The following is a 20,339-nucleotide window of genomic DNA, read 5'->3' on the forward strand; positions in this document are numbered from 1 at the left end:
AGGCTTGCCGTATCGGTTTTGCGAAGGCAGAATCCGCTCCGTCCTAGGGGAGTAGTCTCCCACGAGCGCCAAGCTCGTCCGGCATACGTCAACATACTTGATCCTCAGATCATGGCGTATGCGACCCAAGCGTCCGCACCAGACGGATCGCAGGGTTTGACAAGACCTATGACACGCACACCTTACCCGGGGCGGGAAGGCTGTACGTGTCATAGCCGTGTCGACCCGCCCCTTAGGAAATCCTGATGCTGGACTCGTTACTCGTTCCCACCGCAATCGTTGCCTTGGCCGAAATCGGCGACAAGACGCAACTGCTCGCGCTGATTCTCGCCGCTCGCTTCCGCAAACCCTGGCCGATCATTGCCGGTATTGTCGCCGCGACCCTGGCCAACCACGCAGCAGCCGGTGCGGTAGGCGCCTGGTTCGGCAGCTTCTTCTCGAATGCGACGCTGCACTGGATCCTCGCCGCCAGCTTCACCGCCACCGCGTTGTGGACGCTGGTGCCGGACAAAATGGACGACGATGAAACCAGCACCGCGCGCAAGTTCGGGCCGTTCCTGACCACGCTGATTGCGTTCTTCCTCGCCGAAATGGGTGACAAGACGCAGGTCGCCACAGTGATGCTCGCGGCGCAATATCCGGATCTGTGGCTGGTGATTCTCGGCACCACGGCGGGCATGTTGATTGCCAACGTGCCGGTGGTATTGGCGGGTAATTTTGCTGCAGACAAATTGCCACTGACCTTGATCCGTCGCCTCGCGGCTTCGGCGTTCATGATTCTGGCAATTGTCGCGGTGTACAAGGCCATGCAGAGCAGTGGCTGGGTTTAACCCCCGTCTACTGAACTACCCAAAACCTGTGGTGAGGGGATTTATCCCCGATGGGGCGCGAAGCGCCCCCAAACCTGCTGCCTCAGAGTGTCAGACATAGCGCATTTGCAGATTTTGGGGCTGCTTCGCAGCCCATCGGGGATAAATCCCCTCGCCACAACAGCCCTCCCAACCTGAAGAATCGTTGTGTCCTTCGACTCTTAGGACTTCGGGGCTTTTTCGTACAGCGGCATGACCTTCGGAATCGCCGCCTGCAACGCAGAAGTGCGGCTACTGGAAGACGGGTGCGTACTGAGGAACTCCGGCGGAGCACCTTCACTGGCCTTGCTCATCTTTTCCCACAGCGTAATCGCCGCATTAGGGTTGTAGCCGGCGCGGGCGGCGAGTTCGAGACCGATCAGGTCAGCTTCATTTTCATTGGTACGACTGTTGGGCAAGGTCATGCCGTAGTTGGCCACGGTGTCGGCCAGCGCCAGACTGTCCTGCCCCAGACCGAGCAACGCACCCGCGCCCTGCTTGGCCATCTCGATACCGTAAGCCTTGGACATCGCTTCACGACCGTGTTCGCGTAAAGCGTGGGCAATTTCATGCCCCATCACTGCGGCCGCTTCATCGTCGGTCAGTTGCAGTTTGTCGAGCAGACCGGTGTAAACGATGATCTTGCCGCCAGGACCACAGTTGGCATTGAGCTCATCGCTCTTGATCAGATTGACTTCCCATTTCCATTGCGCGGAGTCCGGCCGGAATGTCGGCGCCTGGGCGATCAACCGATCGGCGATCACCTGAATACGTTTGGCATCGGCGCTGGTTTTGTCGAGCACGCCTTTGCCGGACGCTTCGCCAACGGTCTTCTGATACGACTGGGCATACATCTGGTCGACCTCTTGCGAGGACAGCATGCTGAACATGTACTGCTTGCGCTCGACACCGACGGCGCCGCCGCTGGTGGTGTTGACCGACTGACAACCGGCCAGCAACAGCGCTGCGCTCAGTGCACTTACAACCAATGTCTTGTTCATTCAAAAGCTCCCTGAAAACCTGCCGCGTATCCTAGGCGGGTAATTGTATCGACGCCAGATACAACGGACGTATTGCAGCGACTTTCAGACGCGTCCCACCGCTGCTGTCGTAAAAGATTCATACCGAGCGCCAGGCCCTCTGCAACTGCGTCGCACACTGATCCATTTGCGACATCGGCGTTCAATGGCAATTGTTCGCACTCATGGCCCAATGCTTGCTGCCGATACATCACCGCAGACGTCCTCTCGCGTGCGGAGCTCCCATGAAGTTCAAGTCGATCCAGTTTTCCGTTGCCGCCCTCGCCGGCGCCATCGTCCTTAGCGTGGTGGCCGCACTGGTGCTTTACGCGCTGTTTGCCGGCGCCCGCACGCAGGAGATGGTGCAGCAGCGCACTCAGGCGCAGTTCGAACAAGTCATCGAGCAGCGCCTGACATCGCTGGCACAAACCCAGGTCAGCCAGATCCAGCGCGAACTCGAGGCGCCGCTGCTGATTGCCGGCGGACTGGTGCGGGTCAACGCTCTGCTCGGTACGCCGGGCACCGATGGCCAGCCGCGCCTCAATGTCAGCCGCGAACAACTGATCAGCCTGATCAAAGAGAACGTCGAGAAGAATCCGAAGATTCTCGGCACCTACATCGGCTGGGAAAAAAACGCACTTGATCACAATGACGCCGCCTACGTCGGCACCAGCGTGGTCGGCATCGATGCCGCCAACGGGCGCTTTCTGCCGTGGTGGTTCCGCAATGACGACGGCACCTTGGGCCTGGACAAACTGGCGGATGTCGACGATCAAAAAGTGCTTTCCACGGGCGTGCGCGCCAGTGAGTACTACTTGTGTTCAAAAGAGAGCAAGAAAGCCTGCGTGATCGATCCGGCGCCGTACAAGGTCGGTGACAAGATCGTCATGCTCGCCTCGTTTATCGAACCGATCATGCTCAATGGCACGTTCCAGGGCATCGTCGGCGCCGACCTGTCGGTGAACTTCATTCAGGAAATGCTCCTAAGCGCGAACCAGAAACTCTACAGCGGCGCCGGGCAAATGGCCCTGATCGGCGGCAATGGCCGGATCGTTGCCTACACCAAAGACCCGAGCAAATTCGGCGAGAAAGTCAGCGACATTCTTGATGCCGAACAGACCGCCAATATGGCCAAATTACAGCGCGGCGAAGTCACCTATTCGGTCAATAAGGACAAGGGGCGCATCGAGTTGTACCTGCCGTTCGGCATCGGCCAGACTGATGCGCGCTGGACGCTGATGCTGCAACTGCCGCTCAACGCGGTGATGGCTGACCTGCAAAAGCTTCAGGGTGATCTCGATGCCCAACGCAAATCCGACACCTTCGGCATGGCCATGGTCGGCCTGCTCATCGCCGGCATCGGCCTGCTGGTGATCTGGCTGGTCGGTCACGGCATCGCCCGACCGCTGAAGCAAATGGTCGCCATGCTCAATGACATCGCTCAGGGTGAAGGTGATCTGACCCGACGCTTGAGCAGTGATCGCAGCGATGAATTGGGTTTGATCGCCAAGGGCTTCAACACTTTTCTGAGCAAGTTGCAGGCGATGATCACTCAGGTGGTGACGTCGGTGCAGAGCGTCAGCGATTCCTCGGAGCACACCGCCGACATCGCCATTCGCACCAACATCGGCATCCAGAAACAAATGGCCGAGATCGATCAGGTGGCCACCGCCGTGCAGGAGATGACTGCCACCGCACAAGATGTTGCGCGCAATGCCACGCAAGCTGCGCAAGCCGCCAGCCATGCGGATCAGGCGGCCAGTCAGGGCATGCAGATCGTCCGTGACACGTCGAACTCGATTGGCGTGCTGGCGGTGGAAATCGGCAAGGCCGTGGACGTAGTGCAAACGCTGGCCAAGGACAGCGAGAACATCAACGCGATCCTCACGGCGATTCGCGGGATTGCCGAGCAGACCAATCTGCTGGCGTTGAACGCAGCGATCGAAGCGGCACGCGCGGGTGAGCAGGGTCGCGGCTTTGCGGTGGTGGCGGACGAGGTGCGCAATCTGGCGCAGAAAACCCAAAAAGCCACCGAAGAAATCCAGAGCATGATCCAGCAACTGCAACAGGGCACGCGCGACGTGGTGCGGGTCATGGAGGACAGCCAGAACCGCACCGACGAAAGCGTGCAGCACGCGGCGAAAGCGGCGCAAGCGCTGGAGACGATTACGCAAGCAGTGTCGGTGATCAACGACATGAACACGCAGATTGCCAGTGCGGCAGAAGAGCAGAGTGCGGTAGCGGATGACATCAATCGCAACGTGATCAACATCGGGCAAGTGGCCAATGAAGTCGCGGGCGGCGCGGATGAGTCGAGTTCGGCGAGTGCCGATCTGACCAAACTGGCGGAGCAGCAGCGGCGGTTGATCAATCAGTTCAAGGTTTAAGGGCAAGATCAACAGATCGCAGCCTTCGGCAGCTCCTACATGAAAATACGCGTTTTCCTGTAGGAGCTACCGAAGGCTGCGATCTTTTTGCTTTTCATATCAACCCGGGGTCAGACACTCCGGGCCATTGAGCTTCGGATCATTGATCAGATTCGCCAGTACCCGCTCGCGCAGCGCGCCGGGTTCACTGGCGAGCAGCGCTTGTAGCGTATGCAGCGGCGTCGCAGGATCGAGCCATGCCGCCTGCCCCGCTTCATCGAGAATCAACGGCCGGCGCTGACTCGACGCTGGCTGAGTGATCACGGCCGTGCTCAGCCAGACCTGCTCCTGCACCGGATACGCCTCCCAGATCGCCGCGAAAAACAGTGAAGAACCCTCTCCCGGCGTCAGCCAGTACGGGCGTTTGCGCTGGGTGCCGCGCCATTCGTAAAAGCCGTTGGCCGGCAGCAGACACCGACGCAGTCGCAGCGCCTCACGGAACATCGGCTGTTCGGCCACGGTTTCCGCCCGGGCATGCGCGGGTGTTTTCGACAAATCGGTCAGCCACGGCGGCGTCAGCCCCCAACGGGCGCGGGCCAGGGTGCGCTCGCCGGCTTCACCGGCACGCAGCATCAACACCGAATCATTGGGGGAAATGTTCCACTGCGCCAGTTGATCGGCAGGAAAACCTGGCAGGGCCGCAAAGTCGCGGTTCCAGCGAAACAGGGCATAACGTCCACACATGGGGCAACACGACTCTGAATAAAACGAACGTCAGCCTAACAGACCAGCGTACCGGGGAAACTCTCCGGTTCATCGCCGGGCAGTGGCAGCGCGGCATTGTACGCGGTGATCAACTCACGGGCGTACTCGGCCTGGTCGTTATCGACGGACAGCCCCAGCAGGCCGAAGATCGGCAATTCGCCGGTACCGCCGAGCAGATCGCGGCCGACCAGATGCGCCTCGATGCCTTCGCTGGCGAGCATGCCTTTGAGCATTTCACCTTCCATCAGGTTTTCCGGCTCGTAGATTCGCTGCATGGGCGCGCCTCACTCGTTTTCGCTGAAGACTTCCAGAAACCAATCCTCGCCATGAACCTGCAATACGAACGTGATCGGCCGACAACACACCTGACAGTCCTCGATGTAGGTCTGATCGCCGCCGGACAGGTCCACTGTCGTCTCGACCGGCTCCCCACAATAAGGACATTCGTATTCAGCGGCTTCCAGCATCGCGGTCTCCCAAGTGACTTGTGCGTATAATCGCCGGTCTATTTGCAGGGCTATTTTTGTCTGGCTACCTTTTCAGACCGTGCCCCGTTGGTTTTCGATCAAAACCTTTACTTACCCTAGCCGTTTCCAACAAGAGAGCATGATGGGCGAATTCGATGCCATCCGACCTTACGACGACAGCGAAGTACCTGTGGTACTGGCAAGACTGCTCGGCGACAAGGCGTTTCTAGATATCCTCACCCACTTCCGCTTCCCGCGTTTTGCCGGTGCTTTTGGCTGGATGCTCAAACCACTTATAGCCCATCGGCTGCGTCGTGAGTTCGCCGACGTGACATCGGTGGCGACTTTGCAGGACAAGGTCGAGTCCTACGTCGACCACACCATCGAGCGCGCCACTGACGGCGTGACCTACACCGGTGTCGAGCAATTCAAGTCCGGCAGCGCCTATCTGTTCATCGCCAACCACCGCGATATCGTGATGGACCCGGCCTTCGTCAACTACGCCGTGTACCACGCCGGCCTGCCGACGCCACGCATCGCGATCGGCGACAACCTGCTGCAAAAGCCGTTTGTCAGCGACCTGATGCGTTTGAACAAGAGCTTCATCGTCCACCGTTCGATCACCGGCCGTCGCGAGAAGATGGCCGCGTATCAACTGCTGTCGGCGTACATCAACCACTCGATCCGCAACGATTGCGCCTCGATCTGGATTGCTCAGGCCGAGGGCCGGGCGAAGGATGGCGACGATCGCACCGAGTCGGCGATCCTCAAAATGTTCCACATGAGCCGCAAGGACGAGCCGTTCGGCGAAGTCATTCGCTCACTGAATGTCACCCCGGTGTCGATCAGCTACGAATACGACCCGTGCGACCAGGCCAAGGCTCGCGAGCTGTACATCCGCGCCACCACCGGCACTTACGCGAAAGCGCCGGGCGAAGATGACGTGAGCATTGCCAAGGGCATCACCGGCTACAAGGGCCGCGTGCACGTAAACTTCGCCGCGCCGATCAGCGAGCTGTTCGAAGACACCAAGCAATTGGCAGTCGAGATGGACAAGCAGATTCTTGGCGGTTATCGCCTGTTTCCGGTGCATTACCTGGCGTACGCGCAGTGGGCCGATGCCGATCCGCAACTGAATGTGCCGAAGGCTGCCGAGGTATTCCCGGCGGACGAACTGGCCAAGGCGCAGGAAGAGTGGCAGAGCCGGCTGGACGCGTGCCCTGTGGAGCATCGTCCGTATCTGGTGCTGCAATATGCGACGCCGGTGCGTAATCAGTACCGGGTGAAGGCTGGGTTGCCGTTGTAAATTCAACAGCACTGCGCACCTGTGGCGAGGGGATTTATCCCCGATGGGTCGCGAAGCGGCCCCATGTTTCTGCCTGATAAATCATGGGCCTGCTGCGCAGGCCATCGGGGATAAATCCCCTCACCACAAGGTTTTGCATTCGCTTCAGAAGCGGGTGCTGATCCAGGAGACGATCAGGGCCAGGCCCAGGCAGGCAAAACCAAAACGATAGAAAAACCGGTTCATGCGCAACGTCGCCCAATCCAGCATCGGCTCGGCATTGGGTTGCGCCTGACGCTGGGCGGCAATACTGGCCATGGCGCGCTGTTCACGGCGGCGGGTCGCGTGCAGCAGCCAGCTGCCCGGAAAGGCCAACAGCAACGCCAGCAGGTTGATCAATTTGGCGGGATGAGTGGTAAACAGCGTCATCAAGTGCAGCGACATCACAGACCTCAATCTAAACCGGTGTGGCAGACGCCAGACCGACGACCGCGGCGCGAATTCTACCGAAACCTTCCCCCCCTGCCCCAGCCTTTGCGATAAATAACCTGACAATCGACCGATGGCTGTCCTGTGTCACGGCATCGTCATGTGGATACGCCACCCTGCGCGCCTCGAAACGCACATGGAACGCGACATGCTTCACGCTGAAAACCAGGATCGCCTGTACCTCATCACCCCTTACGACGAACAGCAAAGCCTCGTCGGCAGCCTCGCCTTCAATGTTCAGGATCGCCATTGGCTGGTGTATTGCGCACTGGGCGGGCATCAGCATGCGGATTTGCCTGAGACTGATTTGCTGACGGGCGTCAGTGTCCTCGACTTCTACTCGCAGGCCGCCTGAAAAAGCCCGGGGCCATCACTGGCACCGGGCTTTTTTACATCCGCCGCAACACTTACTCGGCGAGGATCTGACCCACGGTCGGGTCCTTGAACAGACGTGTCAGCGCATCGCTCAACACATCGCTGACCAGTTTGGTGTTGGTTTCCTGGTTCGGCGCCATGCCGAAACGCTGGTCCAACGAAGCACCGTAACGGCCGCTGTAGCGACGGTTGGCGTTTTGCACGTCGGAGCGGAAGGTTGCGCCGATGGTCGCTTCGGTCACGTACATGCCTTCTTTCGGCGACTGGTATTTCAGCTCAGCCAGGGTCACGGTCAACTGCGGCGCGTTTGGCGCGTTGTTGGTCGGGGTGAAGCCGAGCAGACGCACGGCGGCTTCCGCCTGAGCCTGCAACTTCGGCAGGATCTGCTCGCGCTGCACGGTGATGGCGCTGGTTTCCGGGTACAGACCGCCACGGGTGCCCAGGGTTGGCGACGGACGACCGTCAACCACACGCACGACGACTGGCTGGCCACGGCCGACCGCTGCCAGTTGCGTGGTCAGCTTCGGCTCCGGGCTCAGTTGTTGCGGGCTGTGGGCGCAGCCGGCCAGGGTCAAACCGGCCACAGTGATCAAACCGAACAACAGGCGTTGCAACATGCTCTTCTCTCCAGAATCAGGCACAAACAGGCCGGCAGTATAGCGGTGGGCCACTGCGGGTAACCAGCGCCCGGCAGCGAATACTGCAATGTCTGACCAACCCGGGCAAAAGCGGTTCCTGTCACAGATTGTTCACCTGCCATACACGTTGACGTCACGCCCCTTCGCCAACCTTCAAAGCAGTCCTCCAACAAGGTACTCAGCCATGCGTTATCTGATCTCGTTATTCGCCCCGCGCCCACTGCATCGCAGCTTCGCCCTGCTCGACCGCAACGGTCATTGTCAGGCGTTCAAGCAGTGCAGCCTGCAACCCATGGGCGACGGTTGGGTGGAAATTGAAGAAATCCGTCTCAACTGGTTGCACCAGCCACTGCCCGCCAGCGCCCGCGTCATGGCGTCGCAGCCCCGCGCACGGGTGCAGGCGATGTTGAGCATCTGACCGGATGCCTAATAAAAGTCATTAAACACGAGCAACTGCCCGCATTTCTTCGATACAATCTCCCCCCGATTATAAGGACGTCTCCTGATCGGGCCCCGCAACAGCGTCAATGCGCATGCATCGACATCAAAATCGCCCACAGAGAGCCGCCCACACAGATCGAGTGAAGTTGGCGCGCTTGCCTGTTCTTCCGGCAAAAACCCGCTTTTCGCGAATCTGCAGAGCTGTCATGACGCTCGGCCACCGCGTTGTTTTGCCCTTGGGGGCAGGGTGCCAGGCTTGGACAGCCCTTTTTTGAGGTTCACGTCTTCAAAAGAGCGTGAAAAAAACGGGTTTTCACAACTTCACAAGAGTGTGGCGAGCAAATGAATAGTTTTGCGTCTGAACATGCACCATTAGCGTCTGAAACAGCCCAACGACACAGGACCGGGTATACCTCGAATATCGGAGCCTGAAGCCTGTCCGCTACGGATTTGGTTGCACAAAAACGGATGTCTCGACCATAAGTCGAATTGCCAGCCACGTGCTGAAATGAGTTCATGGAGCTCTTGAAGCGAGGCCGCACGCATCCGTCGAAGTTGCGAAAAATTGCGAAGATTCGGACATGGCGACCTGACCATGGATAGCTGGGGCATAACAGATCTGTCCCGGAACGCCTGGCAGCCATGCCGACAATTTGGTGCTGCAGATTTTGGAGACGCGTTAAATGGCGCATAACGAAGCAGTCGACGTAGTTCTGGTAGGGGCCGGCATCATGAGTGCCACCCTGGCAGTGCTGCTCAAAGAGCTCGACCCCGCGATCAAGCTGGAAGTCGTCGAGCTGATGGATTCCGGTGCCGCCGAGAGTTCCAACCCATGGAACAACGCCGGTACTGGCCACGCTGGCCTGTGCGAGCTGAACTACACACCGCAAGCCGCCGACGGCACCGTCGACATCAAGAAAGCCGTGCACATCAACACCCAGTTCGAGGTGTCGAAGCAGTTCTGGTCGTACCTGACCAGGAAAGGCACGTTCGGCTCGAGCAAATCCTTCATCAGCCCGGTGCCGCACCTGAGTTTCGTGCAGGGCGACAAAGGCGTGTCCTTCCTCAAGGAACGCTTCGACGTGCTGAGCAAGCACCACGCTTTCTCCGACATGGAATACACCGAAGACAAGGCCAAAATGGCCGAGTGGATGCCGCTGATGATGCCGGGCCGCTCGCCGGACGAAGTCCTCGCTGCCACCCGCGTGATGAACGGTACCGACGTCAACTTCGGCGCCCTGACCAATCAGTTGCTCAAGCACCTGACCAGCGCTCCGGATGCTCAGGTCAAGTACTGCAAACGCGTGACCGGCCTCAAGCGTAACGGCAACGGCTGGACCGTGAGCATCAAGGACGTCAACAGCGGCAGCAGCCGTGAAGTCGACGCCAAATTCGTCTTCCTCGGCGCGGGCGGCGCGGCATTGCCGCTGTTGCAGGCATCGGGCATCGAAGAAAGCAAAGGCTTCGGCGGCTTCCCGATCAGCGGCCAATGGCTGCGTTGCGACAACCCGGAAGTGGTCAAGCATCACCAGGCCAAGGTGTACAGCCAGGCTGCCGTCGGTTCGCCACCGATGTCGGTGCCGCACCTCGACACCCGTGTGGTCGATGGCAAGAAGTCCCTGCTGTTCGGGCCATACGCCGGTTTCACCACCAAGTTCCTCAAACACGGCTCCTTCATGGATCTGCCGCTGTCGGTTCGCGCCGGCAACATCGGGCCGATGCTGGCAGTGGCGAAAAACAACATGGACCTGACCAAATACCTGGTCAGCGAAGTGATGCAGTCGATGGAACAGCGACTGGATTCCCTGCGCCGTTTCTACCCGGAGGCGAAAGCCGAAGACTGGCGTCTGGAAGTGGCCGGCCAACGGGTGCAGATCATCAAGAAAGACCCGAAAAAGGGTGGCATCCTGCAATTCGGTACCGAACTGGTCTCGGCCAAGGACGGTTCCCTTGCCGCACTGCTCGGCGCTTCGCCAGGTGCCTCGGTGACCGTTTCGATCATGCTGGAACTGATCGAGAAGTGCTTCCCGGCCAAGGCCAAAGGTGAATGGGCCGGCAAACTGGCCGAGATCTTCCCGGCCCGTGAAAAGGTTCTGGAAACCGATGCTGCGCTGTATCGCAAGATCAACTCGCAGAACAACATCGCCCTGGAACTGGTTGAAGAAAGCAGCGAGACCCCAAGCTACGCTTGATCTTGCGGCATAAAAAACGCCCCGTACTCAGTGAGTGCGGGGCGTTTTTTTACGCCTGAACATTGGCAAGACTTCTGTGGCGAGGGGATTTATCCCCGCTGGGCTGCGAAGCGGCCCCAAAACCTGCTGATAAGGTGTGTCAGGCAAACCGCACTCACTGATTTTGCGACTGCTGCGCAGCCGAACGGGGATAAATCCCCTCGCCACAGGTATTGGGGATACCTCAGGTGCGGGATTTTTCGATCAGCTCGATGTATTCCGGTGCGTTGCGCTGATCGGCGATCAGGTCGACAAACGTCTTGCCCTGCTCGTCCTTGCCATCGACGTCGTAACCCGCCTCGACGAAGAAGCCCAGAAACCGCTCGAAATCATCGATGCGCAGACCACGATAGGCCTTGATCAATTTGTGCAGCGACGGCGAAGTGGCGTCGACCGGTTCAAAATCGAGGAACAGCTTGATCTGCTCATCGCCGATCTCGTCACCAATCACTTGTTTCTTATCTTTACGCATTGCCGACTCCAGCTCGCAGACATTACACGGGGCGGGCAGTTTACCCCTGCCCGGCCGCCCGGCTCAACGCGATCGCACCGCCCCGGTGTGCAAATCGGCCCAGATGTGACCGTTGGCGTAACTGAGGAACTGCACATAGACGGTATCGTTGCGCAGCAGATCGATGATCACGCGGTATTGAGCCTGTGGATAAAACAACGTCAGGGTTTTGCTCTTGTCGTCGTAGATTGGTTTTTTCAGGCTTTTGCTTTCGCCGTCGAAGTTGACCAGCACCTGAGCGATCGTCGCACCCTTGTTCAGGGACTTGCCCTTCAGGCGGATAATCAGCGGCGAGGTGACCGGGATCGGTTGCTGATTGGACTGGCGTTGCGCGCCGACCACCACGGCATAGTCGGTGACTTGCATGAGTTGCTGCTGCTCGGGCTCGGCATCGCGCACGGTCAGATCGTCCGGCGGCAGGAATTGACTGTGCATCGGGGCGGCGGCCAAGGGCAGGCTGAGGGTCAGCAACAGGAAAACAAAGCTGCGGATCAAACGGCTCATGACAGGCTCCGGGGGGCGGGGCCGAGCACTCTAGCATGGGTGTACGAAACGGATCAGCCCACACAAAACAACTGTGGGAGCGAGCCTGCTCGCGAAAGCGGTGTGTCAGTTTTCAATGATGCTGACTGACACAACGTCTTCGCGAGCAGGCTCGCTCCCACAGGGGGCAATACCAGGTTCTTACATGCCTTTAACGGCAAAGATCCCGTTGGCGTTGCGCCAGTAGCCTTTGTAGTCCATGCCGTAACCGAAGATGTATCGGTCAATGCACGGCAGGCCGACGAAATCGGCTTTCAGGTCAGGACGCGCCTTGCGGTCGTGATCCTTGTCGATCAGCACGGCGGTGTGCACTTTGCGCGCGCCGGCGTGTTTGCAGAAGTCGATGATCGCGCCGAGGGTGTGACCTTCGTCGAGGATGTCGTCGATGATCAGCACGTCGCGGTCGATGAACGACACTTCCGGCTTGGCTTTCCAGAACAGGTCGCCGCCGCTGGTTTCGTTGCGATAACGGGTCGCGTGCAGGTACGACGCTTCCAGCGGGAATTGCAGATGAGTCAGCAGTTTGCCGGAGAAGATCAGGCCGCCGTTCATCACGCAGAACACCACCGGGTTGCTGTCAGCCAGTTGTTCGTTGATTTGTGCACCGACGCGGGCGATGGCGGCCTCGACTTCAGATTCGGTGTACAGGCAGTCAGCCTCTCGCATGATTTGACGGATATGCTCGAGATCAGCGGACATGGCGCTCTCCGGGGGGTGGTTGGCGGGGGGTATAACCGCGAAAAGCGGGCAAAGGTACGCATCTAGCGCGGTCGAATCAAGCCTTTATGGACTAACGTACAGAATGTCCTATAGGACATCACCCTCGGATAGATTAATCTAGGCCGGTTTTTTTGCCCGCCGCCGGAGTTTTTTCATGCCCATCCTCGAGATCCGCCACCCGCTGATCCGCCATAAACTCGGCCTGATGCGCCGCGCTGACATCAGCACCAAGAATTTCCGTGAGCTTGCTCAGGAAGTCGGCGCCCTGTTGACCTATGAAGCTACAAAAGATTTGCCGCTCGAATCCTACGATATCGCAGGTTGGTGCGGCACTGTGTCGGTCGAGAAAATCGCCGGCAAGAAGATCACCGTCGTGCCGATCCTGCGCGCCGGCATCGGCATGCTCGAAGGCGTGCTGAGCCTGATCCCGGGTGCCAAGGTTTCCGCTGTGGGTGTCGCCCGCAACGAAGAAACCCTGCAAGCGCACACCTATCTGGAAAAACTGGTTCCGGAAATCGACGAACGCCTGGCAATGATCATCGACCCGATGCTCGCCACCGGCAGCTCCATGGTTGCGACCATCGACCTGCTGAAAAAGGCTGGCTGCAAAGACATCCGCGCAATGGTGCTGGTTGCCGCGCCGGAAGGCATTGCTGCCGTAGAAAAAGCTCACCCGGACGTGACCATCTACACCGCGTCCATCGATGAGCGCTTGAACGAGCACGGTTACATCATTCCTGGGCTTGGCGATGCGGGTGACAAGATCTTCGGCACCAAGCAGAAGGACGCGTAACCATGCAGCAAGAGTTCAACGATCCGCTCTGGCGCACGGTGCTGTCCGGCGCACAGATGCTGTTCGTGGCTTTCGGCGCTTTGGTGCTGATGCCGCTGATCACGGGCCTTGACCCGAACGTGGCACTGTTTACCGCAGGTCTGGGGACGATTCTGTTCCAGATCGTCACTGGCCGTCAGGTACCGGTGTTCCTCGCGTCGAGCTTCGCTTTCATTACCCCGATCATTCTCGCCAAAGGCCAGTTCGGCCTCGCCGCGACCATGGGCGGCGTAATGGCTGCCGGTTTCGTCTACACCTTCCTCGGCCTGGCCGTGAAGATCAAAGGCACCGGGTTCATCGACCGTCTGCTGCCGCCGGTGGTGATTGGTCCGGTGATCATTTCCATCGGCCTGGCCATGGCGCCGATTGCCGCGAACATGGCGATGGGCAAGGCTGGCGACGGTTCTGAACTGATCCATTATCAGACCGCAATGATGATCTCGATGCCGGCGCTGCTGACCACGTTGATCGTGGCGGTGTTCGGCAAAGGCATCTTCCGCCTGGTGCCGATCATCTCGGGCGTGCTGGTCGGCTTCGGCATGGCGTTCTATTTCGGCGTGGTCGACACCGCGAAGATTGCCGCTGCGCCGTGGTTCGCGATCCCGCACTTCACTGCGCCAGAATTCAACTGGCAGGCGATTCTGTTCATCGTTCCCGTGGCGCTGGCTCCAGCCATCGAGCACATCGGCGGCGTGATTGCCGTGGGTAGCGTGACCGGTCGCGACTACCTGAAGAAGCCGGGCCTGCACCGCACGCTGCTGGGTGACGGCATTGCCACCACCGCGGCAGGCCTGTTCGGTGGTCCGCCGAATACCACGTATGCCGAAGTGACTGGCGCCGTGATGCTGACCAAGAACTACAACCCGAAAATCATGACCTGGGCGGCGATCTTCGCCATCAGCCTGGCGTTCATCGGCAAATTCGGCGCGCTGCTGCAAAGCATTCCGGTGCCGGTGATGGGCGGGATTCTGTGCCTGTTGTTCGGTTCGATTGCGGCGGTGGGGATGAACACCCTGATCCGTCACAAGATCGATCTGGGCGAAGCGCGCAATCTGGTGATTGTGTCGGTGACCCTGGTGTTCGGGATTGGCGGTGTGCTGGTCGGCACCGGCACTGGTCCGGAAGACTTCGGCCTCAAAGGCATCGCGCTGTGCGCGGTGGTGGCGATTGCGCTGAACCTGCTGCTGCCGGGCAATGATGGCTGGAAGAACAAGAAGGCAGATGAGCCGCTTCTCTAAGGCTTGAAGATTTTTATTGCCTGACAGATAGCTATCGCGAGCAGGCTCACTCCTACAAGGTCAACGCAATACTTGTGGGAGTGAGCCTGCTCGCGATTGGCTTTAAAGCGCCAGCGGCGCTCGTTCGCATAGAGTGGCCAACGCCTTCGCCCATTGCACATCGTCATTCAGGCACGGCACCAACACCAACTCCTCGCCCCCCGCTTCGCGGAACTGTTCCTTGCCGCGATCACCAATCTCTTCCAGCGTCTCGATGCAGTCGGCGACAAACGCCGGGCACATCACCAGCAACTTCTTCACGCCGCTTTTACCCAGCTCATCCAGCCGCGCTTCGGTGTACGGTTCGATCCACTTCGCCCGCCCCAGACGCGACTGAAACGACACCGACCATTTACCATCCGGCAGGCCCATGCGCTCTGCGAACAACGCCGCCGTGCGCAAGCATTGCGCGCGATAACAGGTGGCCAACACCGCCGGCGAGGCGTTCTTGCAGCAATCGTCATTCTTGAAGCAGTGATTGCCGGTCGGATCGAGTTTGGTCAGGTGACGCTCGGGCAAACCGTGGAAGCTCAACAGCAAGTGATCGTAATCCTGCTGCAAGTGCGGCTTGGCGCTTTCCACCAGTGCTTCCAGATATTCCGGCTGATCGTAGAACGGTTGCAGCACCGATAATTTCACATCGAGCTTCTTCTCGCGGATCACCCGCTTCGCTTCTTCGATCACCGTGGTCGTGGTGCTGTCGGCGAACTGTGGATACAGCGGCGCCAGCGTGATGCGTTTGTGCCCCGCCGCGACCAGCTTCAGCAGGCAGGTTTCAATCGACGGCTCGCCATAACGCATCGCCAGTTCTACCGGCCCCTGCGTCCACTGCGCTTTCATCTGCTGTTGCAGGCGCTGGCTGAGCACCACCAGCGGCGAACCTTCTTCCCACCAGATCGACGCATAAGCGTGGGCCGACTGCTCCGGGCGTTTGATCAGGATCAGCGATACCAGCAAACGCCGCACCGGCCACGGCAGGTCGATCACGTACGGGTCCATCAGGAATTGATTGAGGTAGCTGCGCACATCGGCCACAGAAGTTGAGGCCGGGGAACCCAGGTTAACCAGAAGCAAGGCGTGATCGGTCATGCAACGTCCTATTTCAGAGGCGGCTGGAGAGATCGTCCAACGCCGCGCGTAAATCCGTGAACTGGAAAGTGAAACCCGCTTCCAGCAAGCGTGCCGGCACGGCCTTCTGACCACCGAGCAACAACAAAGACATCTCGCCGAGGCCAACCTTCAGTGCCAGGCTCGGCATCGGCATGAACGCCGGGCGGTGCAACACGCTGCCCAGCGTTTTGGCAAATTCGCGATTGCGCACAGGTTTCGGCGCGCACGCATTATAAGGACCCCTGGCCTGATCGCGGTGCAGAAGAAAATCAATCAGGGCGATTTGGTCGTCGATATGAATCCACGGCATCCATTGCCGCCCGCTCCCCAATGGCCCGCCCAGCCCCAGCTTGAACGGCAGCAACAGCCGTGACAAAAAGCCGCCCTCAGCCGACAACACCAGACCGGTGCGCACCAGCACCACACGAATGCCCTGCGCTTCGGCGCGCAAAGCGGTTTCCTCCCAGGCGATGCACAACTGGCTGGCGAAATCGTCGATGACTGGCGGCGAGTCTTCGCTCAGCTCGCGTTCGCCGCCATCGCCGTACCAGCCAATCGCCGAGCCCGAAATCAGCAGCGCCGGTTTCTGCGTGCGGCTGTCGAGCCACGCCAGCAACGTTTCGGTGAGCGTGATTCGGCTGCTCCACAGCAACGCTTTACGCCGATGCGTCCACAGCCGATCGGCAATCGGCGCGCCGGCCAGATTGACGACCGCGTCCACCGGCTCTTCGCCGAGGTCTCCCAGCCGTGCAATTGCGCGCACCTGCGCACCACAGATTTTCGCGACTTTGTCCGGTTGACGACTCCACACCGTCAGGCGATGTCCCTGTCCCGACCAGTGCTTGCAGAGCTGACGACCTATCAAACCAGTACCGCCGGTCAGCAATATGTGCATGACATCTTCCTCGCGTGGCGTTTAACCCGGATCACTAGTCTATTTTTAAAAGCAGGGATCTTTTCTATCGGGCAGGCTCTATTGTTTAACCATAGGCCAAGCTGTCAGAACGAGAACGCTAGAAGTTATACCAAAAAACAAAATTGTACAGGTTTCATCCACGGCGTAGTCTGTACAGAAAGGTAAACGAGGCCCCTATGACTGTACCTATCGCAATCATCGGCACCGGCATCGCCGGGCTCTCCGCCGCCCAGGCTCTGACAGAGAGCGGGCACACCGTCCAATTATTCGACAAGAGTCGCGGCAGCGGCGGGCGCATGTCGAGCAAGCGCAGCGACGCCGGCTCACTGGACATGGGCGCGCAATATTTCACTGCTCGTGACCGGCGATTTGTCACCGAGGTCCAGCGTTGGCAAAGCCAGGGCTGGGTCGCCGAGTGGACGCCGCAGCTCTACACCTATCAGGGCGGGCAACTGAACCTGTCGCCAGACGAGCAGACCCGTTGGGTCGGCGCACCGCGCATGAGCGCCATCACCCGGGGCTTGCTCGATGGCCTGGAGGTGCATTTCGCCTGCCGCATCACCGAGGTTTTTCGCGGTGAAGAACACTGGCATTTGCAGGACGCCGAAGGTTTCACTCACGGCCCCTTCAGCCATGTGGTCATCGCCACGCCCGCGCCGCAAGCCACCGCGTTGCTGGCCGCTGCGCCGAAACTCGCCGGTGCCGCCGCCGGGGTGAAAATGGACCCGACCTGGGCCGTCGCCCTCGCCTTCGATACGCCACTGGATACGCCCATCGAGGGTTGCTTCGTGCAGGACAGCCCGCTCGACTGGATGGCGCGCAATCGCAGCAAACCGGGGCGCGACAACACGCTCGACACCTGGGTGCTGCACGCCACCAGCGCGTGGAGCCGGCAACATATCGACCTGTCCAAGGAGGCTGTGATCGAACAACTGCACGGTGCGTTTGCCGAATTGCTGCACAGTGCCATGCCCGCGCCGACCTTCAGCCTTGCGCATCGCTGGCTCTACGCCCGCCCTGCCATCGGCCATGAATGGGGCACGTTGGCCGATGCCGATCTGGGCTTGTACGCCTGTGGCGACTGGTGCCTCTCAGGACGTGTTGAAGGGGCATGGCTCAGTGGCCAGGAAGCGGCACGACGCTTACACGAACACCTGCAATGAACCGAATCAATCCGCGCAAATTGCTGCTGTCGAAATGGACAGCAGCCCACCCGCAGCATCGCGAAAAACACTTTCTGGTGACGGAGCTGTTCCGTGATGAGGAAGGCACGGTGCTGGAAGTTGAACTGCAGGCAGTGCTGACCAAACGCGCCGAACGCCTCGATTGGCAGATTCTCAAGAACAACGAGCACTGGCTACTCGGCTGGCAATAGCTCCCCTCGTAGGAGTGAGCCTGCTCGCGATGACAGTTTGTCATTCAACACAAATATTGAATGTCAGACCGCGATCGCGAGCAGGCTCACTCCTACAGAGATCGCATTCAACCTCAAAACCTATACAAACTATTTGACTTGTACACCTTTGGATCTATGCTAAGCCAATGTTGTACAGAGATTGATCTCTGTACAGGTTTAGATTCGAGGTGACTATGTCCGCTCTTCCTTGCGCCAAACCGAAAATCGCCATCAGCGCCTGCCTGATGGGTGCCGAGGTGCGCTATAACGGCGGACACAAGGAATCGCGGCTGTGCAGCCGCACCCTCACTGAGTATTTCGATTTCACCCCGGTCTGCCCGGAAGTCGCCATCGGTCTCGGCATTCCGCGCGAACCGATCCGCCTGGTCGGTGACCCGGAAAGTCCTCAAGCCATCGGCACGGTCAATCCGGCAATCAACGTCACCAAGCCTCTGGCCGCGTACGGCGAGCAAATGGCCGGCGAACTCGAAGGCATCTGCGGCTACATCTTCATGCAGCAATCGCCATCCTGTGGACTGGAGCGAGTCAAGGTCTACCACGCCAACGGCGCGCCGGTGAACGGCGGCGGACGCGGCATCTACGCTCACGCCTTTTGCGCGCGCCACCCGGACTTGCCGGTGGAAGAAGCCGGGCGCCTGAACGATCCGGTATTGCGTGAGAACTTCATCACGCGCGTCTTCGCCTACAGCGCCTGGCAGCAAGTACTTGCCGACGGCCTGAGCCGTCGCGCCCTCACCGAATTCCACTCGCGCTACAAATACCTGTTGATGGCCCACAACCCGCCGCAATACAAGGCCCTCGGCAAGCTGCTGGGCAACATGGCGCATAGCGACCCCGGCGAAATCGGCCCACGCTACTTCAGCGAGTTGATGGCGGCGCTGAAAAAATGCGCGACACGCGGCACTCACTGCAACGTGCTGCTGCACATCAGCGGCTATCTGAAACAAGCGATCAGCGCCGAAGACAAACAGGAAATGGTTCACGTCATCGGCCAGTACCGCCAAGGCATCGTGCCGCTGGTGGTGCCGCTGACGCTGCTCAAGCATCACTTTCGCCAACACCCCGATCCGTACATCGCGCAACAGGTTTACCTGCAGCCGCACCCGGAAAACCTCAGCCTGCGAAACGCCATCTGATGAACGACAAACCCGATTCCAGCGCCCAGGAAGACCTCGGCGCCGACTTCAAGAAAGCCCTCGACGAAGGCTGGCTGCCGATCCGCGAAGTTGCGCGACAGACCGGCGTCAACGCGATCACCTTGCGTGCATGGGAGCGCCGATATGGGTTGGTCATCCCACAGCGCACGCCCAAGGGCCATCGCCTGTATTCGGCCGAACATGTGCAACGCATTCTGACCATCCTCACCTGGCTTAATCGCGGCGTTGCCGTCAGCCAGGTCAAACCGCTGCTCGACACCCCGCAAGCGTTCACAGAAACCGTGGAGAGCGATTGGCATCTGCTGCGCCAGACGTTGCTCAGCGCCGTCACCCAACTCGATGAACGCAACCTCGACGACGGCGTCAATCAGGCCATGGCGCTCTATCCGCCGCGCACATTGTGCGAACAATTGCTGATGCCGCTGCTGGCCGATCTCGAACAACGCTGGCAGGGTCAATTCGGTGCGCAGATGGAGCGTGTGTTCTTTTTTTCCTGGTTACGCAGCAAATTCGGCGCACGCATCTACCATAACAACCGTCAGTTGCACGCCGCGCCCTTGTTGTTGATCAATCATTCCGACCTGTCACTGGAACCTCATCTGTGGCTATGCGCGTGGCTGATCAGCAGCGCCGATTGCCCGGTGCAAGTGTTTGACTGGCCGCTGCCGCCGGGAGAGCTGGCACTGGCCGTCGAACACCTGCAAGCCCGTGGCGTACTGCTGTATTCCAGCAAAGCCATGAACCTTGCGCAGTTACCCAAGTTACTGAATGGAGTCGGTTGCCCAAAAATAATTGTCGGACCAACGGTATGCATCCACCACGCCGAGTTGTCCGTAAGAACTTCCGAGATCGCTGATTTGTACCTGGCTGAAGACGCGCTTTCAGCGCACCAGGCACTCGTTCAGCGTGGGCTGATTTAATCATGGGTTTAA

The 20,339-nt window shown here is 59.4% G+C and carries 23 protein-coding genes and 1 riboswitch; of the genes, 12 read left to right on the forward strand and 11 right to left on the reverse strand.

The window, feature by feature from the left end; all coding sequences use genetic code 11:
* Positions 1 to 33 precede the first annotated feature (33 nt).
* A riboswitch (yybP-ykoY riboswitch) is annotated at positions 34 to 158 on the forward strand.
* 87 nt (positions 159 to 245) lie between these two features.
* Positions 246 to 830: a TMEM165/GDT1 family protein gene (locus JFT91_RS00485; RefSeq protein WP_129395459.1), complete on the forward strand. Its 585-nt coding sequence runs from the start codon at positions 246 to 248 to the stop codon at positions 828 to 830.
* Between the two features lie 200 nt (positions 831 to 1,030).
* Here the strand turns inward: JFT91_RS00485 and JFT91_RS00490 are convergent, their stop codons facing one another.
* Positions 1,031 to 1,849 carry a M48 family metallopeptidase gene (locus tag JFT91_RS00490; protein ID WP_201231302.1) on the reverse strand — a complete coding sequence of 273 codons (819 nt, stop codon included), beginning with the start codon at positions 1,847 to 1,849 and terminating at the stop codon, positions 1,031 to 1,033.
* Positions 1,850 to 2,112: 263 nt separating this feature from the next.
* Here JFT91_RS00490 and JFT91_RS00495 point away from each other — a divergent pair, with 263 nt between their 5' ends.
* Complete coding sequence (locus tag JFT91_RS00495) at positions 2,113 to 4,254, forward strand: methyl-accepting chemotaxis protein (RefSeq protein ID WP_201231303.1); 2,142 nt, start codon at positions 2,113 to 2,115, stop codon at positions 4,252 to 4,254.
* A gap of 99 nt (positions 4,255 to 4,353) precedes the next feature.
* Here JFT91_RS00495 and JFT91_RS00500 read toward each other — a convergent pair whose 3' ends face one another.
* Genes JFT91_RS00500 through JFT91_RS00510 form a run of 3 tightly spaced genes read right to left on the reverse strand, consistent with a single transcriptional unit; the run spans position 4,354 to position 5,465 of the window.
* Entirely contained in the window at positions 4,354 to 4,977 is a 624-nt protein-coding gene (locus JFT91_RS00500) for an SOS response-associated peptidase (RefSeq protein WP_201228454.1), read from the reverse strand.
* Between the two features lie 35 nt (positions 4,978 to 5,012).
* Positions 5,013 to 5,273, reverse strand: coding sequence for a putative signal transducing protein (locus JFT91_RS00505; protein WP_025109321.1), 261 nt, complete (start codon positions 5,271 to 5,273; stop codon positions 5,013 to 5,015).
* 9 nt (positions 5,274 to 5,282) lie between these two features.
* Positions 5,283 to 5,465 (reverse strand): CPXCG motif-containing cysteine-rich protein, encoded by a 183-nt coding sequence (locus JFT91_RS00510; protein WP_201147727.1) that lies wholly within the window; start codon positions 5,463 to 5,465, stop codon positions 5,283 to 5,285.
* Between the two features lie 142 nt (positions 5,466 to 5,607).
* Here JFT91_RS00510 and JFT91_RS00515 point away from each other — a divergent pair, with 142 nt between their 5' ends.
* Positions 5,608 to 6,771, forward strand: a complete 1,164-nt coding sequence (locus JFT91_RS00515; protein ID WP_201147728.1) for a 1-acyl-sn-glycerol-3-phosphate acyltransferase — start codon at positions 5,608 to 5,610, stop codon at positions 6,769 to 6,771.
* 144 nt (positions 6,772 to 6,915) lie between these two features.
* On the opposite strand, the gene JFT91_RS00520 is transcribed toward JFT91_RS00515, so the two are convergent.
* Positions 6,916 to 7,194: a hypothetical protein gene (locus JFT91_RS00520; RefSeq protein ID WP_201231304.1), complete on the reverse strand. Its 279-nt coding sequence runs from the start codon at positions 7,192 to 7,194 to the stop codon at positions 6,916 to 6,918.
* A gap of 193 nt (positions 7,195 to 7,387) precedes the next feature.
* On the opposite strand from JFT91_RS00520, the gene JFT91_RS00525 reads away from it, so the two are divergent.
* Positions 7,388 to 7,594, forward strand: coding sequence for a hypothetical protein (locus JFT91_RS00525; RefSeq protein WP_008083982.1), 207 nt, complete (start codon positions 7,388 to 7,390; stop codon positions 7,592 to 7,594).
* A 52-nt stretch (positions 7,595 to 7,646) separates the two neighbouring features.
* On the opposite strand, the gene JFT91_RS00530 is transcribed toward JFT91_RS00525, so the two are convergent.
* Entirely contained in the window at positions 7,647 to 8,231 is a 585-nt protein-coding gene (locus JFT91_RS00530; protein WP_201231305.1) for a YajG family lipoprotein, read from the reverse strand.
* 205 nt (positions 8,232 to 8,436) lie between these two features.
* Between JFT91_RS00530 and JFT91_RS00535 the strand changes: the two genes are divergently transcribed.
* Together JFT91_RS00535 and mqo are read left to right on the forward strand one after the other, a co-directional pair.
* Entirely contained in the window at positions 8,437 to 8,670 is a 234-nt protein-coding gene (locus JFT91_RS00535; protein WP_025109325.1) for a hypothetical protein, read from the forward strand.
* Positions 8,671 to 9,376: 706 nt separating this feature from the next.
* Positions 9,377 to 10,885, forward strand: coding sequence for a malate dehydrogenase (quinone) (mqo, locus tag JFT91_RS00540; RefSeq protein WP_201147732.1), 1,509 nt, complete (start codon positions 9,377 to 9,379; stop codon positions 10,883 to 10,885).
* A gap of 223 nt (positions 10,886 to 11,108) precedes the next feature.
* Here the strand turns inward: mqo and JFT91_RS00545 are convergent, their stop codons facing one another.
* The 3 genes from JFT91_RS00545 to JFT91_RS00555 form a co-directional block, all read right to left on the reverse strand.
* Complete coding sequence (locus JFT91_RS00545) at positions 11,109 to 11,396, reverse strand: PA4642 family protein (RefSeq protein WP_201231306.1); 288 nt, start codon at positions 11,394 to 11,396, stop codon at positions 11,109 to 11,111.
* 63 nt (positions 11,397 to 11,459) lie between these two features.
* Positions 11,460 to 11,939, reverse strand: coding sequence for a hypothetical protein (locus tag JFT91_RS00550; protein ID WP_201231307.1), 480 nt, complete (start codon positions 11,937 to 11,939; stop codon positions 11,460 to 11,462).
* A gap of 180 nt (positions 11,940 to 12,119) precedes the next feature.
* Complete coding sequence (locus tag JFT91_RS00555) at positions 12,120 to 12,677, reverse strand: hypoxanthine-guanine phosphoribosyltransferase (protein ID WP_016987197.1); 558 nt, start codon at positions 12,675 to 12,677, stop codon at positions 12,120 to 12,122.
* Between the two features lie 175 nt (positions 12,678 to 12,852).
* Between JFT91_RS00555 and upp the strand changes: the two genes are divergently transcribed.
* Complete coding sequence (upp, locus tag JFT91_RS00560) at positions 12,853 to 13,491, forward strand: uracil phosphoribosyltransferase (RefSeq protein ID WP_007912842.1); 639 nt, start codon at positions 12,853 to 12,855, stop codon at positions 13,489 to 13,491.
* 2 nt (positions 13,492 to 13,493) lie between these two features.
* Positions 13,494 to 14,768: a uracil-xanthine permease family protein gene (locus JFT91_RS00565; protein ID WP_201231308.1), complete on the forward strand. Its 1,275-nt coding sequence runs from the start codon at positions 13,494 to 13,496 to the stop codon at positions 14,766 to 14,768.
* Positions 14,769 to 14,870: 102 nt separating this feature from the next.
* On the opposite strand, the gene hemH is transcribed toward JFT91_RS00565, so the two are convergent.
* Positions 14,871 to 15,896 (reverse strand): ferrochelatase, encoded by a 1,026-nt coding sequence (hemH, locus tag JFT91_RS00570; protein ID WP_201231309.1) that lies wholly within the window; start codon positions 15,894 to 15,896, stop codon positions 14,871 to 14,873.
* Positions 15,897 to 15,909: 13 nt separating this feature from the next.
* Positions 15,910 to 16,812, reverse strand: coding sequence for a TIGR01777 family oxidoreductase (locus tag JFT91_RS00575; protein ID WP_201231310.1), 903 nt, complete (start codon positions 16,810 to 16,812; stop codon positions 15,910 to 15,912).
* Between the two features lie 197 nt (positions 16,813 to 17,009).
* On the opposite strand from JFT91_RS00575, the gene JFT91_RS00580 reads away from it, so the two are divergent.
* The 4 genes from JFT91_RS00580 to JFT91_RS00595 all read left to right on the forward strand — a co-directional run bounded on the left by JFT91_RS00580 (position 17,010) and on the right by JFT91_RS00595 (position 20,327).
* Entirely contained in the window at positions 17,010 to 17,996 is a 987-nt protein-coding gene (locus JFT91_RS00580; protein WP_201231311.1) for an NAD(P)/FAD-dependent oxidoreductase, read from the forward strand.
* Complete coding sequence (locus tag JFT91_RS00585; RefSeq protein WP_201147738.1) at positions 17,993 to 18,208, forward strand: TIGR02450 family Trp-rich protein; 216 nt, start codon at positions 17,993 to 17,995, stop codon at positions 18,206 to 18,208. The genes JFT91_RS00580 and JFT91_RS00585 overlap by 4 nt, the downstream gene beginning before the upstream one ends.
* Before the next feature lie 215 nt (positions 18,209 to 18,423).
* Positions 18,424 to 19,386 carry a YbgA family protein gene (locus JFT91_RS00590; protein WP_201228465.1) on the forward strand — a complete coding sequence of 321 codons (963 nt, stop codon included), beginning with the start codon at positions 18,424 to 18,426 and terminating at the stop codon, positions 19,384 to 19,386.
* Positions 19,386 to 20,327: a MerR family transcriptional regulator gene (locus tag JFT91_RS00595; RefSeq protein WP_201231312.1), complete on the forward strand. Its 942-nt coding sequence runs from the start codon at positions 19,386 to 19,388 to the stop codon at positions 20,325 to 20,327. The genes JFT91_RS00590 and JFT91_RS00595 overlap by 1 nt, the downstream gene beginning before the upstream one ends.
* Positions 20,328 to 20,339: the final 12 nt, after the last annotated feature.

It is taken from the genome of Pseudomonas sp. TH08 (assembly GCF_016651275.1).
Taxonomy (GTDB): domain Bacteria; phylum Pseudomonadota; class Gammaproteobacteria; order Pseudomonadales; family Pseudomonadaceae; genus Aquipseudomonas.